Annotated in this window: 11 protein-coding genes; 7 read left to right on the forward strand and 4 right to left on the reverse strand. The window is 45.9% G+C overall.

The genetic code is table 11. From position 1 onward, the window contains the following. Nucleotides 1–136: 136 nt before the first annotated feature. The gene (locus AB4512_RS08940) at nucleotides 137–994 is read right to left on the reverse strand and encodes a hypothetical protein (RefSeq protein ID WP_372126055.1); all 858 of its coding nucleotides are present in this window, start codon (nucleotides 992–994) and stop codon (nucleotides 137–139) included. 329 nt (nucleotides 995–1,323) lie between these two features. Beyond that, a complete protein-coding gene (locus AB4512_RS08945) occupies nucleotides 1,324–3,906 on the reverse strand; it encodes a molybdopterin oxidoreductase family protein (protein ID WP_372174777.1) in 2,583 nt (860 codons plus the stop codon). 472 nt (nucleotides 3,907–4,378) lie between these two features. Here AB4512_RS08945 and nirB point away from each other — a divergent pair, with 472 nt between their 5' ends. From nirB to AB4512_RS08965, 4 genes are all read left to right on the forward strand, one after another. Then, complete coding sequence (nirB, locus tag AB4512_RS08950) at nucleotides 4,379–6,961, forward strand: nitrite reductase large subunit NirB (protein WP_372083771.1); 2,583 nt, start codon at nucleotides 4,379–4,381, stop codon at nucleotides 6,959–6,961. Nucleotides 6,962–7,019: 58 nt separating this feature from the next. Beyond that, complete coding sequence (gene nirD / locus AB4512_RS08955) at nucleotides 7,020–7,364, forward strand: nitrite reductase small subunit NirD (RefSeq protein ID WP_012600889.1); 345 nt, start codon at nucleotides 7,020–7,022, stop codon at nucleotides 7,362–7,364. A 143-nt stretch (nucleotides 7,365–7,507) separates the two neighbouring features. Then, the gene (locus AB4512_RS08960; RefSeq protein WP_017060867.1) at nucleotides 7,508–8,977 is read left to right on the forward strand and encodes a NarK family nitrate/nitrite MFS transporter; all 1,470 of its coding nucleotides are present in this window, start codon (nucleotides 7,508–7,510) and stop codon (nucleotides 8,975–8,977) included. 167 nt (nucleotides 8,978–9,144) lie between these two features. Then, nucleotides 9,145–10,935 carry a bifunctional protein-serine/threonine kinase/phosphatase gene (locus AB4512_RS08965; protein ID WP_017067038.1) on the forward strand — a complete coding sequence of 597 codons (1,791 nt, stop codon included), beginning with the start codon at nucleotides 9,145–9,147 and terminating at the stop codon, nucleotides 10,933–10,935. Nucleotides 10,936–10,968: 33 nt separating this feature from the next. Here the strand turns inward: AB4512_RS08965 and cra are convergent, their stop codons facing one another. Further along, nucleotides 10,969–11,973, reverse strand: a complete 1,005-nt coding sequence (cra, locus tag AB4512_RS08970; protein WP_372174778.1) for a catabolite repressor/activator — start codon at nucleotides 11,971–11,973, stop codon at nucleotides 10,969–10,971. Between the two features lie 363 nt (nucleotides 11,974–12,336). Here cra and fruB point away from each other — a divergent pair, with 363 nt between their 5' ends. Genes fruB through fruA form a run of 3 tightly spaced genes read left to right on the forward strand, consistent with a single transcriptional unit; the run spans nucleotide 12,337 to nucleotide 16,215 of the window. Continuing rightward, complete coding sequence (fruB, locus tag AB4512_RS08975) at nucleotides 12,337–13,470, forward strand: fused PTS fructose transporter subunit IIA/HPr protein (RefSeq protein ID WP_050712439.1); 1,134 nt, start codon at nucleotides 12,337–12,339, stop codon at nucleotides 13,468–13,470. A 9-nt stretch (nucleotides 13,471–13,479) separates the two neighbouring features. Next, nucleotides 13,480–14,457, forward strand: a complete 978-nt coding sequence (gene pfkB / locus AB4512_RS08980) for a 1-phosphofructokinase (RefSeq protein ID WP_017060871.1) — start codon at nucleotides 13,480–13,482, stop codon at nucleotides 14,455–14,457. A gap of 15 nt (nucleotides 14,458–14,472) precedes the next feature. After that, nucleotides 14,473–16,215: a PTS fructose transporter subunit IIBC gene (fruA, locus tag AB4512_RS08985; protein ID WP_372174779.1), complete on the forward strand. Its 1,743-nt coding sequence runs from the start codon at nucleotides 14,473–14,475 to the stop codon at nucleotides 16,213–16,215. Between the two features lie 165 nt (nucleotides 16,216–16,380). On the opposite strand, the gene AB4512_RS08990 is transcribed toward fruA, so the two are convergent. After that, the gene (locus AB4512_RS08990) at nucleotides 16,381–16,704 is read right to left on the reverse strand and encodes a DOPA 4,5-dioxygenase family protein (protein WP_372174780.1); all 324 of its coding nucleotides are present in this window, start codon (nucleotides 16,702–16,704) and stop codon (nucleotides 16,381–16,383) included. Nucleotides 16,705–16,867 lie beyond the last annotated feature (163 nt).

Here is a 16,867-nt window from a genome sequence, read left to right on the forward strand (position 1 = left end):
GGGGAATCCATGTAGCCCTGTTAAGGTGTGAGCAACGCAATACCGAAGCTACCGTATACCACCTTAAACACTAAACTCAACGCACGGTAAAAATGCCATGCGTTGCGAATCACTCTTAAACAGATTGTTAGGTATTTCATTTACTTACATTATAACCTAGCTCATCCAAAGACATAAAACGAACATTCATATTTGCCTCTTTAGCCCTAAGCAATGTTGAGCTCCATTTCTCTTCTTGAATATCGTCTTTATCATTTACAACTAGAACTAATGTATATTCGGGTGTACTTCCTGTTATTGTTTTGAACCTTTCTTGAATATCTTCAAGTCGTCGAATTTGGTTAACAACAAGCATACGAACATGTCGTGAAGTTTTTGCCCATTTAATTTCAAATACTTCTCTAGGTCCATTGCTATCAAAAATCAAACCGTCAACTTCAATACTGGTATTGTTGCCGCTTAATCGAACACCTCGCTCTAACCCCTGATATTGTCGGCTTAATATTTCTAAAACCTTGTCCTCAATGTCATAAGCCATGCGCATGATGGTACTTCTAGGAAGATCATTGATTTCGCTTACTTTAACCGACAAGTTGTGTCCATCTTTGATAGCTCGATTCTTTTTCAAGCTTGATTTAAATTCTTCTTCTACAACTTCTTCCGCTTTACGTTTAATATTTTGGTCTTTAGACAACACTTCTTTGCGATAATCGAAATAGTTCTTATCTTTGCTTATGATTGCCGCCAGATTTTGTAAAAAATCTAACTCTGTAACAGCTGTTGCAACGATAAATATTGCCGCAAAATATGTCGCCCAATGAGAAGAGAAAAAAGCCAAAGATACAACAACCATTATTGCAAATAACTTGGTTGCATGAGACCTCTTCTTTTCATTAAAAGTCAGGAACATACAAATCAAAGCAACAATGAGGGATATAGTTCCAATAAAGCTTGGAAATCTATCTGGAACCAGATTTACCCAAAAATTTTCCATAAATTCTCCGAAATACCTAACAGCTATATTAGACAGAATAATTCTGCATTTTGTCCCTGAAACAATTCTGTCTAGTTTCCAAGACTCGCTGCACTTAGTCTAATAACCCATTTAATAACATGATCTTACCTACTTACCTTCGTATCAAACATGACGAAAAGCAGAAATTTTCCATATAGTTTCGGCAAAATGCAGAAAACTCCCCAATATGTGAGTAAGCCGCAGTTCAGGCAATGAAGGTTTTATCTTGGAAGTTGTATTCTCAAACAAAAACGCCGACATGATTGTCGGCGTTTACGCTGTAGGCATGGATAAGTAAGAGGAAGTAACTACTTCGCCATAGTACTCAAAAACTCGGCTTCGAACTCTTCATCGGCTTCTCTTGTTAGGCACTCCACCAGCCAGTCGATGCTTTGATGGTCTAGCTTACTGTTCACCACGAAGGCTTGCTTTACACCAGATTGACCCAGCTTGGCAGAGCCGTAGTTCTTGAATGATTTATTGCCGTGGTAATGGAGTGATTTAATCGCTTCTGCGTCAGGTTCTGGCAAGGCATCGAGGGTATTAGCAAGCTGAATAACCAGCTCCATAGGGTTCTTAGATGATGAGATGCGATACAGAAAACCGCCCTCCACTCTTTGGCGAACCCAGTAATCAAAGCCACTGCAGTCCATCACTTTGTCGCTGACTAGTGCGGCTTCACTGCGATAACCACATGGCTCTACGACAACAGGTGTGTGTTTGAATTCTGGCTGACCTGATGCGGCATCGGTATGAGGCAAGATTAGTTCGCATGGTTTGCTGTCTTTGGCGGTGGGTGCGTTCCAGTGGATAGGCATGAAGACTTGTTCGCGGCGCATCTCTTTGGTCACCACTAAGCGCGCTTGGCACTCCCCTTGTGCGCTGCGCACTTTCACCACAGGGTTAATAGTCGCGTGGTTGAAAGCATCTAGCCCAAATTCATCCAAGTTCAGTTCTGAAACGGTATCTGGGTGGATGGCGACAAACGGTTCTGGGGTGTGTTCACCTAAGCCTGCCGCCAAACCTGTGCGGCTCATGGTGTGCCATTGGTCTCTGATTCGACCTGTGTTCATGATAAGCGGGAATTCAAGGCTGGTATCGGCAATCGGTTTGTCGTGCTCAACTGCAATAAACTGCGCTTTGCCTGATTCAGTAAAGAACTCGCCATTGGTGAACATGCGTTGCTCAATGATCTCTGGTTGATACTCTAACACTGGCCATTGCTGTGGAGTGAGTTCGCCATAGCCTTTTTCATCCAGTTTGGTTAATCCAATTAAGCACAAATCACGCGCTTTGCCCGTTTCATTGCCGAGCGCTGTCATCTCGCAATACTCTTTGAAGATCTCACCTTCGTGGCGGAACTCAAATTGCTCGTTGAATCCCATTTTTTGTGCGACTTCTTTTAATATCCACCAATCGGGTTTGGCTTCCCCTGGGCTTGGTAACACGCGGCGTTGACGTGAGATTCGGCGTTCAGAGTTGGTCACGGTGCCCGACTTTTCGCTCCACCCTTGCGCGGGTAGCACTACATCAGCCAAGCGAGTGGTTTCCGTATCGGCAATGCAGTCAGATACCACCACAAATGGGCACTTCTCTAATGCGGCTTTGATTTTTTCGCTGTCAGGCAGGCTCACAACTGGGTTGGTTGCCATGATCCACACGGCTTTGATTTTGCCTTCATTCATGGCATCAAACAGGTCAATCGCTTTTAAACCCGCATGTGTGGCTAAGCTGTCGGTTTGCCAGAACTCGCTGACGGTCTGGTGTGATTGCGGGTCACCAAATTCAAAGTGCGCCGCTAAGGTATTGGCTAAACCGCCCACTTCTCGCCCACCCATCGCGTTCGGCTGGCCCGTTACAGAAAATGGCCCCATGCCCGGTTTACCGATTTTCCCGGTGGCTAAATGGCAGTTAATAATGGCGTTTACCTTGTCGCACCCTTGTGTCGATTGGTTCACGCCTTGGGAGTAAATGGTCAGCACCTTCTCGTTCGATGCAAACAAACTGTAGAACTGTTTTAGCTGCTGCTCTGTTAACCCTGTGAGCTCAGGAACGCTTTTGTCGCCCCAGCCCGACTCTGTATAACGATATTGAGTCGCAGATCGAATCGATTCAGTAAAGCCTTGAGTGTGGTTTTCTATGTAGTCTGTATCTAGCTTGTCGTTATCATCGAGGTAACCCAATAAACCATTGAACAACGCGACGTCTGAGCCTGATTCCAATGCCAAGTGTATATCAGCAATTTCACAGGTGTCGGTATAACGCGGGTCGATGACGATGACTTTCAATGCGGGGTTGGCTTGTTTCGCGGCTCTTAATCTTTGGAAAAGTACCGGGTGACACCATGCTAGGTTAGAGCCTGTAATCACGACTAGATCGGCTTGCTCGAGATCTTCATAGCACACCGGCACTGTGTCTGCGCCAAATGCTCGCTTATGCCCGACCACGGTTGAAGCCATACATAGCCTAGAATTACTGTCAATGTTGCCACTGCCGATGAAGCCTTTCATCAGTTTATTGGCAACGTAATAGTCTTCGGTAAGCAGCTGACCAGACACATAGAACGCAACCGAATCGGCCCCAAATTCTTCGATGGTTTGATTAAATTTGTCTGCGACCAACTGAGTGGCACTGTTCCAATCTAGCTCTTGTTTTTGCTCATTCTGAATATGAGCAGGCTGTGTAAGACGACCTAAAGGCGTGACGGTGTCGCCGAGCGCTATCCCTTTAGTGCATAGCTTTCCATAGTTTGATGGATGATCTTTATCACCACGCACTTCTAGTTTTCCTAACGATGTCGGTCTCGCTTCTATTCCACACCCTACACCACAATAAGCACAGGTCGATTTTATCCAGCCGCTGTTTGAATCGGTCATCCGTTTCTCACTCAATTATCCATAATTGTAATAACTAAAAATAAGCAAATAACACGCCACTTAATAGCAGCTGATGAATAGCAAATAATTTCATCTAAAAACAACAACTTAATAAAAACACAAATATCAGTAATGAACCAATTAGAACTTAACCAAGATAGAAACTTAATTTTTGCACCATCTTGCTGAAAGTTGCACCACAAACGCTCATTTATATAAATCTAACAAAAATTTTACATACCACTTTAGGGGTAATTGCGTGCTACCTCTATCTTTTAAACCACTGAAAATTATAAGTTAATTCTTATTTAAATGAACGAACCGTAATCTGGCATCCTCCTTGCTCCACTAAAAACCAAGACTTAGAAAAAACATTTTTGTTTTTCTTGATGATTATGAATTGAGTGGAATCTCAACCCGGTATTCATCTGCTAACGACTAGAAATTAGATGCTAGTGATGATAATGCCGAGAATAAGGAATGGATTATGAGCAAGAAGAAAATCGTCGTTGTTGGTAACGGCATGGTTGGACACAAATTTATCGACAACATCCTGCAATCAGACAGTGATGAATTTGATGTGATTACTTTTAGTGAAGAGCCAAGGTTAGCGTACGACCGTGTTCAGCTGACGGCTTACTTTAATGGTAAAAGTGCTGATGACCTGTCATTGACCAGTGAAGAGTATTACCAAAGCAACGGCGTGAACTACTTGTTGAACCAGAAGGTTGCCAAGCTAGACACTGCCAATCAACAAGTCATCACTGAAAGTGGTCACGTCGAAAGTTACGACAAGCTAATCTTGGCGACGGGCTCTTTCCCTTTTGTTCCCCCTATTCCCGGTAACGATCAAGAACACTGTCACGTTTATCGGACTATTGAAGACTTAGACGCAATTGAACTATCAAGCAAAGGTAGCAAATCTGGCGTGGTGATTGGTGGTGGTCTGCTTGGCTTAGAGGCCGCAAACGCAGTCAAAAACCTTGGCTTAGAAACCCATGTGGTTGAATTTGCGCCTCGCCTAATGGCGGTTCAATTAGATGATGGTGGCGGTGCCCTACTGCGCAGAAAAATTGAAGACCTTGGTGTGCAAGTTCATACCGAGAAAGCGACCTCTGAAATAGTCGATGGCGAAAATGCTCGCTACCGCATGAACTTCGCCGATGGCACCCATTTAGAAACCGATATGATCGTATTCTCTGCGGGTATTCGCCCTCAAGATGAGTTAGCAAGAAGCTCTGATGTCGAAATTGGCGAGCGCGGCGGTATTGTCATCAACAACCACTGCCAAACCAATATCGAAAACGTCTACGCGATTGGTGAATGTGCCCTTTGGGATAACAAGATCTTCGGCTTAGTGGCGCCCGGTTATTCCATGGCGAAAGTCGCGGCTTCGCATATTGTCTCTGACGGTACTGACGACGCTGCGTTCACTGGCGCCGACATGAGCACCAAGCTCAAACTGCTTGGCGTCGATGTTGCCAGTATTGGTGAAGTGCACGGCAAGACAGAAGGTGCTCAATCGTATACCTACAACGATGAAATAGAACAAGTTTATAAGCGCCTGATCATTTCGGCTGACGGCACAAAGATTGTCGGCGCAGTATTGGTCGGTGATGCAGAAGCCTACGGTTCGCTACTGCAAATCAAGCAAAATGATATGCCCCTTCCTGAAAACCCATCAGTGCTAATTTTACCTAACGTGGCCGATGATTCAGGTTCGGCAATGGGTGTTGAAGCTCTGCCTGATAGCGCTGTGATCTGTTCATGTTTTGATGTGACCAAAGGCGATATTAAAGAGGCCGTTTCAGCAGGCTGCACCACGATGGCTGCATTGAAAGAAACCACGAATGCTTCAACAGGTTGTGGCGGTTGTTCTGCCCTTGCTAAACAGGTTCTCGATAGCGAGCTAAGTAACCTAGGTGTGGAAGTCTCTAACGATATCTGTGAGCACTTTGCTTATTCTCGCCAAGAGCTTACCGACATCATTCGCGTCAACAAAATCAAGACCTTCGACGAGCTGTTAGATTCTCACGGCAACGGATTGGGCTGTACTGTGTGTAAACCGGCTGTCGGTTCGATTCTGGCTTCGTACTGGAACGATTACATCCTGGAAGATCAACATATCGAGCTGCAAGACACCAATGACATCTACCTTGGCAACATGCAAAAAGACGGCACTTACTCGGTAGTTCCGCGTATTGCTGGCGGTGAAATCACTCCAGATAAATTGATTGTTTTAGGCGAAGTCGCTAAAGAGTTCGACCTGTACACCAAAATCACGGGCGGTCAGCGTGTCGACTTGTTTGGCGCACAGCTTAACGAACTGCCTATCATCTGGAAAAAGCTGATTGATGCAGGTTTTGAAACGGGCCACGCCTACGGTAAATCGGTTCGTACCGTGAAATCTTGTGTCGGTAGCACTTGGTGTCGATACGGCGTCGACGACAGTGTTGGCTTAGCGATTCGTCTTGAGAACCGCTACAAAGGCCTGCGTTCACCACACAAGATCAAGTTTGCGGTTTCTGGCTGTACTCGTGAATGTGCAGAAGCCCAATCGAAAGACATTGGTGTTATCGCCACCGACAAAGGTTGGAACCTCTACATCTGTGGTAACGGCGGTATGCGTCCTCGTCATGCAGACCTATTCGCCACTGATTTAGACGAAACCACACTCCTTAAATACATCGACCGCGTTTTGATGTTCTACACACGTACCGCAGACCGCTTACAGCGTACATCGGTATGGATGGAGAACCTCGAAGGCGGCATTGAATACCTCAAGCAAGTCGTGATTGAAGACAAGCTCAACGTAGCTGAAGAACTCGAAGCGGACATCGCACTCAACATCGAGAAGTACCAGTGTGAATGGAAAACCACCATTGAAAACCCTGAGAAGATGAAGCGCTTCCAGCACTACATCAACAGTGAAGAAATGGACACTAGCCTCTCTTTCATCAAAGAGCGAGGGCAGCGTTTTCCTAAGCCGAGCTTGAGTGATGCTTCAAATTCAAAACGCGATGAAAAGCTCGCTAAAGCAGACCAAATCGAAGTGACTGAGGTTTCATAAATTTCATCAGGTTCATCAATAAAAAAATAAAAACTCAATTTTAGACTAGGAGAAAGTCATGGAAAATTGGACAACCGTATGCAGCACCAGCGATCTAACCCCAAACGGGGGAATTTGCGCCAAAGTAGACGATAACCAAGTGGCTATTTTTTACTGCAAGCGCAGCGACACGCTTTATGGGCTCTCTAATTACGACCCTATCGGCAAGGCGAATGTGATGTCACGTGGTATAATTGGTTCATTAAGCGGAGAACCTTACGTGGCCTCACCCTTATACAAGCAGCATTACCACTTAGAAACTGGCGAATGTCTTGAACAGCCTGAGCTCAAGCTCGTGAAATTTGAAGTTCGCAAGCAAGGAGAACAAGTTCAAGTTCTCGCACCACTTGCTATCGCCAGTTAACTAAACCGCCGACACCATCATGCAAACGCTTATTGGCGTGCACAATGTCGGCACAGGGTTTATGCACATTAAAAGCGTTCGAAGTTCGGAAGTAACGCAGATGCACAAACCAGGTAATTTTCCAGATTTAAAGGATTTAAACCATGGATAACACTAAATTTTCGCTGCTTTCATTTACGGGTAAGATGAAGGTCTTACACCTAAGCTGGATGGCCTTTTTCATTACCTTTGTTGTGTGGTTCAACTTTGCCCCACTACTGCAAATGGTAAAAACCACACTTGGTCTTTCTACTGAAGAGATCAAAACCCTCCTGATCCTCAACGTTGCATTAACCATTCCGGCGCGTGTCGCAATAGGCATGCTAACCGATAGATACGGCCCAAGGTTGGTCTACTCTTCGCTACTCGCGGTCTGTTCTATCCCTTGTTTTATGTTTGCACTGGCAGACTCTTTCATTCAAGCGGCAATCGCTCGTTTCCTACTGGGCTTCATTGGTGCAGGTTTCGTTGTCGGTATTCGTCTTGTGTCTGAATGGTTCCCACACAACGAACTGGGTACAGCAGAAGGTATTTACGGCGGTTGGGGTAACTTCGGTTCAGCAGCAGCAGCGTTCACGCTTCCAACTCTCGCTCTAGCGTTTGGTGGTGAAGACGGCTGGCGTTATGCGGTCGGTATTACTGGCGTAATGAGCTTAGCGTTCTCGTTTATCTTCTACAAAAACGTGTCAGATACACCAAAAGGTTCAACTTACTTCAAGCCTGCTCAAGTAACAGCAATGGAAGTGACATCAAAGGGTGACTTTTTCTTCCTACTTATTATGAAGATCCCTATGTATGCCGCTTTAGCGCTACTGACTTGGAAGCTTTCACCAAGCAACATCAACATGTTGTCTGACATGGCGGTTTACTCTGTGTATGCAGGTTTAGCAGCACTTTACGTATACGAAGTGTCGCAAGTTTGGAAAGTAAATAAGAACGTATTCAAAGAAGAAGTACCAGAGATTCACCAGTACAAATTCAAGCAAGTTGCGGTACTTAACGTATTGTACTTCGCAACATTTGGTTCTGAACTGGCTGTGGTTTCTATGCTGCCACTGTTCTTCTCTGAAACCTTTGAATTAACACCGGTTCTTGCAGGTATGGTTGCATCGGCTTATGCCTTTATGAACCTAATGTCTCGCCCAGGTGGTGGTTGGATTTCAGATAAATTCGGTCGTAAACCAACACTGCTTATTCTAACGATTGGTCTTGCTGTGGGTTACTTTGCAATGGGTCAAGTCGACAGCACATGGCCGGTATGGCTAGCGGTTGTTGCGGCGATGGCGTGTTCTTTCTTCGTGCAAGCGGGTGAAGGTGCGGTATTCGCAACGGTTCCTCTAATCAAGCGTCGTATGACAGGTCAAATTGCAGGTATGACGGGCGCTTACGGTAACGTGGGTGCAGTAGTTTACCTAACTGTGTTGTCATTCGTGAGCTACCAAACCTTCTTCTTAGTGATTGCTGCAACAGCGGTACTTGGCTTTGTGACTCTACTGTTCATGGAAGAGCCTAACGGTCAAATCGCCGAAGTAAACGACGATGGCAGTGTCACGCTGATTAATGTTTCAAGCTAGGTCTGTACTATGAAGCATTGATATTATTGAATCGGGAGAAGCACCTTAGCGGATACATCAATGCTAGGTGCTTCGTTCAAAGGCTCTAAGTTCACTAGGGCTTTTGTTCTTCCTAGGATGTTCTGTCAAGGAAGCGGGAAGAAGAGCAGTTAAGAAGAAGACCAGTTATGACAATTTCATTCAGCCAAGGGCAAGTCATCACGCCAGAATCCAACAACCAGTTAACGCTTAAGTTTGGTGGTTATTCGAATCAAGGCGTACGAGATGAAAACCAAGATGCCATCATTGTAAAACACCCAAAAACTCGCGCAGAGCAAGAGTTGAAAGGCAGTGTTGCCTGCATAGCAGACGGCGCAAGTTGCAGTGAACACGGCCAGAAAGCCAGTCACACCAGCGTGATGCAGTTTATCGACGACTATTACGCAACTCCCCAAAGCTGGAGCATCCAACGTTCGGCGCAAAAGGTCTTAACGTCCCTCAATTCTTGGCTCTTCAACACGTCTGTTTCTAATATTCATCCCGCACAACAAGTGAACCACAATGCCCTCGTTTCGACGTTCAGCAGCGTGATACTCAAATCAAACACCGCGCATATCTTCCACGTGGGCGACAGCCGTATCTACTTACTAAGAGATGGAGAATTACGCCAACTGACCCGCGACCACACGCGTAAAAATATGGGACAGAAGCATTATCTAACACGCGCCTTAGGCATGGACAACCAACTCAACGTTGACTATCAAACCCTACCTATAAAGAAAAACGACTGCTTTATCCTGACATCTGATGGCGTGCACGAGTTTGTCTCTCCCAACACCTTCAAGGAACACATCGACAAACCCGGAGCGGATTTCGAATACGCGGCACAAACCATCTGTAACACGGCTTTAAGCCACAATAGCTCAGACAACGTGAGCTGCTTGATTGTGCAAGTCAGCCATCTGCCTAAACCTTCGCTGATTGAATTCCATGAGAAGCTGGCTAAACGGGCAATCCCACCCGCTTTAAAGCTCGGGCAAAGTATCGACAACTTCATGGTACTTGAGGTGTTGTATGCAGGGTCAAGAAGCCATGTGTATCGTGTGATGCAGAAAGAGACACAAACCGAGTTCGTGCTGAAAGTCCCTTCCGTTCAATATCACGATAGCCCTTCGCAACTCAGAGCTTTCTTTAATGAACAATGGGCGGGGATCTTGTTAAAAAACAAGAGAGTAATGAAGGTTTACCCGACGCCAGAGAACTCGCAATTTTTATATCAAATCTGCGAATGGGTAGAAGGTATCACGCTAAGACAATGGATGTACGACAATCCAAAACCGTCACTCAATGAAGTGCGCGACATATTAGAAAAGATCACTCAAGGCATTCGAGTATTACAACGTGCAGACATGGTGCACCGAGACTTAAAGCCCGAGAACATCATGATTCAACGTGATGGTGAGGTTAAAATCATCGACCTTGGTGCGGTATTAGTGAGAGGCCTTGAAGAGGGAGAGCTCACTGACAAGGACGACACACCATTAGGCGCGGTCAATTACATAGCGCCAGAGACCATCAAGCACAACAGCGCGACCACCAGCTCTGATCTGTTCTCTATCGCTGTAATCGGCTATGAGATGCTAACCGGTGAATTACCCTACTCTGAAATGACCGCACAATCGCTTAAGCAATCTCGCCACCATCAATGGGAATACCAACCCATCACACAGAAACGAGCTGACTTACCAAGCTGGGTGGATTTGGTATTACAAAAAGCCTGCGCGGAATCACCAAGCGAACGTCATCAAGTGTTGGGGGATTTTGTCGCTGACCTTTACACACCAAACCAAAGCTTGGTGAAAAGCAAAGCCAAGCAACCTTTGATAAACCGAAACCCGATCCAGTTTTGGAAAGTGTTGGCTTTGTTGCTCGGCATTGTTGCGGTCGTAGAACTGGGGTTATTGTTAAACCCAAGCTAGATACGTTTACGAATTAGCCTAATATAACCGCGTTTAGCCTCGTTTCACTAAGCTTCTTGGCACGAGTTCAATGCCAGCTTGGTAACGCTTAGCCGATGCATTCAGCGCCAAAGCAAAAGCGCTGTCGGCAATTACTTCAAACTGCTGAGGCAGTGAATGGACTTTAAAAGGCAAGAAGTCGAGCAGTCGATTATCACCAAAGGTTGCCAGCTTTACTTGGCTGATCAGTTCTGGCTTTTCAACCATCACATCCAACACACCTTCTAGTAAGGTATAAGACATAGTGACAATGGCATCGGGCACTGTGCCTTTGGCAATCCAACTCTCAAAAATCTCACGCCCTGATTCTCTATCAAAGTGCTCGCCATAACCGACAACCATCGGCTTGTTTTCGGTTAACCCTGTTTGTTGAGTATGTGCTTTATTCGCCGCTTCAAAACCCAACTGACGTTCACGTGAAATGTTCAGATCAGGCAGTGCACCAATCAAACCAACACTATGAATACTGTCATCAAGAATCGAATGCGTCAGTTCAAATGCAGCTTCGAAATCTTCACTGATCACACAGGCAAAGTGCTCATCATCTAAAGGACGGTCAATCGCAATAACGGGTGTGCCTGAGTTTTGCAACTTCAAGTAGAACTCATTGGCGTCTGGCATTGAGCTCGCCACCAGCAAGGCATCAATACGACGGCTTACCAAGGCTTCAGCGACCTTTCGCTCGGTTTCAGCGTCATCATCTGAGCAACCAATCAAAATCTGATAGCCCACTTTACGTGAGTTCTGCTCTATCAATTTTGCTAAACGCGCGTAACTGCTGTTTTCCAGATCAGGAATAATCAAACCAAATGAACGGCTATTACCAGCGCGCAGCGAGGAAGCAGCATGGTCTGGTCGGTAGTTATACTCTTCCACCACTGCCATCACTTTCTGCTGTGTCTTTTCACTGATTCTGTATTTCTGCGCCTTGCCATTGATCACATAACTGGCTGTCGTTTTCGATACACCGGCTAGTTTGGCAATCTCATCTAGTGTCATATGGGTGACCTGTATTTTGTGCGTAGGATCATATAACCAATCTTCTGATCCTTGGATTAGTTGAATTATATGCTGAATCGATTCAGTATAAAAGCTGAAAGGATTCAGCAAAATCTGAAAAGTGACTTCAATCATCCTTTTGAATGGATTGAGCGTCATTTGTCGTGATTCAGCTTCTTGTTGTTAACGAAACTGGAATTACGACACGCAGCAAAACTATTTTGAAAACCAAAATCGGCTTTGCTGAATTTTTTTACACTGAATGCTGAACCGATTCAGCAAGCATAAAGCAGCGGGCAAATATTGCTCTAGACTGAATCGTAGCGATACACAAATTCTCAAGCGATACGCTAAAGAGGCACCATGCTTAAATTATCAAAATCTGACATCACTCTAGGCCAAACTGCCGAAGACAAATTCAAAGCAATCCAAAACATTGCTGGCGACCTGACAGCTAAAGGTTTAGTTGACTCTGGTTACGTTGAAGGAATGCTGAACCGTGAAAACCAGAACTCTACGTTCCTAGGTAACGGCATCGCGATTCCTCACGGAACGACGGATACTCGTGGCCTAGTGAAAGAGACAGGCGTTGCGGTACACCACTTCCCTGAAGGTATTGATTGGGCAGACGGCAACCGTGTTTACGTAGCAATTGGTATTGCAGCTAAATCTGACGAGCACTTAGGCATCCTTAAGCAACTGACCAAAGTTCTGGCAGCTGACGGTGTTGAAGAGAAATTAAAGCAAGCGAAATCAGAAGACGAAATCATCGCTCTACTTAACGGCGAAGTTCAGCTTGAAGCCGACCTAGACGCTTCTTTAGTTCAGCTACTGTTCCCTGCAAGCGACATGATTCAAATGTCTGCAGTTGCGGGCGGTCTACTTAAGAACACAGGTTGCACAGACAACGCATTCGTTGCTGACCTAGTAACGAAAACACCAACTCACCTAGGCCAAGGCCTGTGGTTGTTGGGCAGCGACAAAGGTGTAACTCGCACTGGCGTATCTTTCGTTTCAACAGCGAACCATTGTGAATACGAAGGCACACCAGTTAAAGCATTGGTAGCATTCGCCGCTTGTAACAGCGCGCACCAATCTATTCTGGCAAACCTAAGCAAGATGGTTTTTGAAGGTAAACAGCAACAACTGTTAGCCGCTGACGCGGCGCAAGTGATTGGCCTTCTAAAAGGTGAAGCGGTTTCTACAGCGTCTCAAGACGATGACAACTGCGCAGTCTTCAAAATCAAAAACGCACACGGCCTACACGCTCGTCCAGGTGCAATGTTGGTTGCTGAAGCGAAGAAATTCGAATCAACAATCCGCGTTTCAAACCTAGATGGCGACGGAAAAGAAGTGAACGCGAAGAGCTTGATGAAAGTCATCGCACTTGGCGTTAAACACGGCCACCAGCTTCAGTTTGTTGCTGAAGGTGACGATGCAGCACAAGCACTTGAATCGATTGGTAAAGCTATCGCTTCAGGCCTTGGCGAAGGTTAAGGAGTCGATATGTCTGATAAACAAATCAAAGCCGTTACCGTAACGCTTAACCCTGCTCTAGACCTGACAGGCGCTATCGACGCACTAAATGTAGGTTCAGTTAGCCTAGTAAACAAAGGCTCTCTGCATGCAGCGGGCAAAGGCGTAAACGTCGCAAAAGTTCTTTCAGAGCTTGGCGCGAAAGTGACCGTAACAGGTTTCCTTGGTCGCAATAACGAAGAAGCGTTCTGCCAACTGTTTGAAGAGATGGGTGCAACTGACCGCTTCATCCGTGTTGATGGCGCAACTCGCATTAACGTGAAATTGGTAGAGAATTCAGGCCAAGTAAGCGACATCAACTTCCCAGGTGTTCCTGTTGATGCTGACGCGATTAAAGCGTTCGAAGAAACCCTATTAGAACTTGCTGAAACGCACGATTATTTCGTCATTGCAGGCAGCTTGCCACAAGGTATCTCTCCTGAGCTTTGCGCTTCTTGGGTTCAACGCTTACACGATTTAGGTAAGAAGGTGCTATTTGATAGCAGCCGTGACGCACTTAAAGCCGGTATCAATGCACAACCATGGTTAATCAAACCAAACGATGAAGAGCTGTCTCAGCTGTTCAATGCAGAGCTGACAACTCGTGACCAATGCCAACACGCGGGCCAAGCCCTAAGTGAAAAAGGCATCGAGAATATCGTGGTATCACTTGGCGCTGAAGGCGTGATGTGGCTTAACCAAGGTGAATGGTTACATGCTCAACCACCGCGCATGCAAGTAGTAAGCACGGTAGGCGCAGGTGACACATTGGTTGCTGGTCTATGTTGGGGTCAAATGCAACAGATGCCAAAACCAGAACTTATTAAATTCGCAACCGCCCTATCTGCTCTAGCAGTTTCACAGGTAGGCGTGGGCATCACCAGCCAACAAGAGCTGGATTCAGTACTACAAAATATCCAATTACAGGCGCTTAGTGCTCCAACTAGCCAGTTAGACACAAGTAAATAGGACAAAAGGTTTATTATGAATATTACCATTATCACAGCTTGCCCAAGTGGCGTAGCAAACAGCATCATCGCCGCGGGCTTGTTAGAGCAAGCGACAAAAGCACTAGGTTGGAACGCTGCTATTGAATGTCAATCAAGCGTGTTACCTGATTCAACTGTATCGCAAGACGCTATCGACAGCAGCGACGTTGTAGTTATCGCAACTAACAAAAATGTTGATAAAGCACGTTTTGTTGGTAAGAAAGTGTACCAAGCGGCTATCTCTGAATGCACTGCAGATGCAAAAGCGTTTCTAGAGAAAGCGGTAGCAGAAGCAACGGTATTAGACGCTTCTCAAGCTGAAAGCACTGTTGAAGTGACCGGTACGTCACCTGCTACAGGTAGCAAAAAAATCGTAGCGATTACCGCTTGCCCAACTGGTGTTGCACACACCTTTATGGCAGCTGAAGCGCTTGAAGCAGAAGGCAAACGCCTAGGTCACCAAATCAAAGTGGAAACTCGCGGCTCTGTAGGTGCGAAAAACCAACTGACAGACCAAGAAATCGCAGACGCTGATCTAGTTATCATCGCAGCAGACATCGACGTTCCTCTGGATCGTTTTAACGGCAAAGCGCTGTACAAAACTACAACAAGCCCTGCTTTGAAGAAAACAAAGCAAGAGATGGAAAAAGCATTCGCAGAAGCTAAACCATACCAACACACAGCGTTTTCAAATTCAGCGCCTGCTGACGAGAAGAAAGGCGTATACAAGCACCTGATGACAGGTGTATCTCACATGCTTCCTGTGGTTGTTGCGGGTGGTTTGATCATCGCACTCTCTTTCGTATTCGGTATCGAAGCGTTTAAAGAAGAAGGCACACTGGCAGCAGCACTGATGACTATCGGTGGTGGTTCTGCATTCGCACTGATGATTCCTGTTCTTGCTGGTTTCATTGCATTCTCGATTGCCGACCGTCCGGGTCTGGCTCCAGGTCTAATTGGCGGTATGCTGGCTAGCTCAACGGGCGCAGGTTTCCTAGGTGGTATCGCGGCAGGTTTCATTGCAGGTTACTCTGCAAAACTCATTGCCGACAAGGTTCAACTTCCACAGTCAATGGAAGCCCTCAAGCCTATCCTGATCATTCCGTTTATCGCGAGTTTGTTCACTGGTCTTGTGATGGTTTACATCGTAGGTGGTCCTGTTTCTGGCGTGATGAGCGCGATGACAACTTTCCTAAACAACATGGGTACGTCTAATGCGATTCTTCTAGGTGTGATTCTAGGCGCAATGATGTGTTTCGACCTTGGTGGTCCGGTAAACAAAGCCGCTTACACATTCGGTGTTGGTCTACTGGCTTCGCAAACTTACGCACCAATGGCGGCTATCATGGCAGCAGGTATGGTTCCAGCTCTAGGTATGGGCCTTGCGACTTTCCTAGTGAAAGACAAGTTTGAAGCAGGCGAGCGTGAAGCAGGTAAAGCATCATTCGTTCTTGGCCTATGTTTCATCTCTGAAGGTGCAATCCCATTCGCAGCGAAAGATCCAATGCGTGTTATCCCAGCTTGTATGGCAGGTGGTGCACTAACAGGTGCTCTATCAATGATGTTTGGTGCACAGCTAATGGCTCCACACGGCGGTCTATTCGTACTACTGATTCCTGGCGCTATCTCTCCAGTACTTATGTACCTAGTAGCGATTGCAGCAGGTACGCTAGTAACAGGCTTTGGCTACGCAGCACTTAAAAAGATGAGCGGCTCTAAAGTAACGGCAGAGGCTTAATCCCCCTACTCTGGTTAACGGTTCAGCCCGATAACCAGAGGCTCTTGATAACCGGTTTCTTGGTAAAACGGCTCCTTAAAACAAAGGCTCCTCATTTGAGGAGCCTTTTTATTGTTCATGTATTTTCCGGTCGGAATGAGTTAAGTGCAATATTGGTATATTTGATTAGCTAGTAAGCGTTTCTTCAAAGACACCCAATTCACGACCAAGCCAGCTCGCTCGTACTGTGTGATCCAAAGTTTCTTCACCGCCAGTTACAGGGTGAATAAGCACCGACATATCACCGCGTTCTTGCTCAAGCCATTCAACAATGCCCGACTCTTTGTTCGCAAAGTGAATCTCAAACATTGGCATCTTATGTGGACCAACCAAACGCTGTATTAATGGGAAAACCTCTAATACATCTTTACGTTCCGCTAAAATTTTCTGACGCAGTGTTTCTGCTTGCTCTGCAAATCGCAGAGGGAAATAGATATGACCGTGGTACATGGCACCATCCTTTAGAATTATGGTGCGAACAGTTTAACCTGCTTTCTCTAGCAAGGACAGTCAACCAATGGCAGCCGAAGTATTAAACATCATGTAGAAGACTGATCTAGCTGAAATTTCTAGAGCATTCCAACAAAAACGCCACACGTAGTTTCAGTGTGGC

The sequence above is a fragment of the Vibrio sp. 10N.222.52.B7 genome (assembly GCF_041474275.1).
GTDB lineage: Bacteria > Pseudomonadota > Gammaproteobacteria > Enterobacterales > Vibrionaceae > Vibrio > Vibrio crassostreae_C.

Excerpts from the sequence above, each read along its gene's own strand:
- pfkB (WP_017060871.1), top strand. The coding sequence starts at position 13,480 with ATGTCTGATAAACAAATCAAAGCCGTTACCGTAACGCTTAACCCTGCT.
- cra (WP_372174778.1), bottom strand. The coding sequence starts at position 11,973 with ATGACACTAGATGAGATTGCCAAACTAGCCGGTGTATCGAAAACGACA.
- AB4512_RS08960 (WP_017060867.1), top strand. The coding sequence starts at position 7,508 with ATGGATAACACTAAATTTTCGCTGCTTTCATTTACGGGTAAGATGAAG.
- fruB (WP_050712439.1), top strand. The coding sequence starts at position 12,337 with ATGCTTAAATTATCAAAATCTGACATCACTCTAGGCCAAACTGCCGAA.
- fruA (WP_372174779.1), top strand. The coding sequence starts at position 14,473 with ATGAATATTACCATTATCACAGCTTGCCCAAGTGGCGTAGCAAACAGC.
- nirD (WP_012600889.1), top strand. The coding sequence starts at position 7,020 with ATGGAAAATTGGACAACCGTATGCAGCACCAGCGATCTAACCCCAAAC.
- AB4512_RS08965 (WP_017067038.1), top strand. The coding sequence starts at position 9,145 with ATGACAATTTCATTCAGCCAAGGGCAAGTCATCACGCCAGAATCCAAC.
- AB4512_RS08940 (WP_372126055.1), bottom strand. The coding sequence starts at position 994 with ATGGAAAATTTTTGGGTAAATCTGGTTCCAGATAGATTTCCAAGCTTT.
- AB4512_RS08990 (WP_372174780.1), bottom strand. The coding sequence starts at position 16,704 with ATGTACCACGGTCATATCTATTTCCCTCTGCGATTTGCAGAGCAAGCA.
- nirB (WP_372083771.1), top strand. The coding sequence starts at position 4,379 with ATGAGCAAGAAGAAAATCGTCGTTGTTGGTAACGGCATGGTTGGACAC.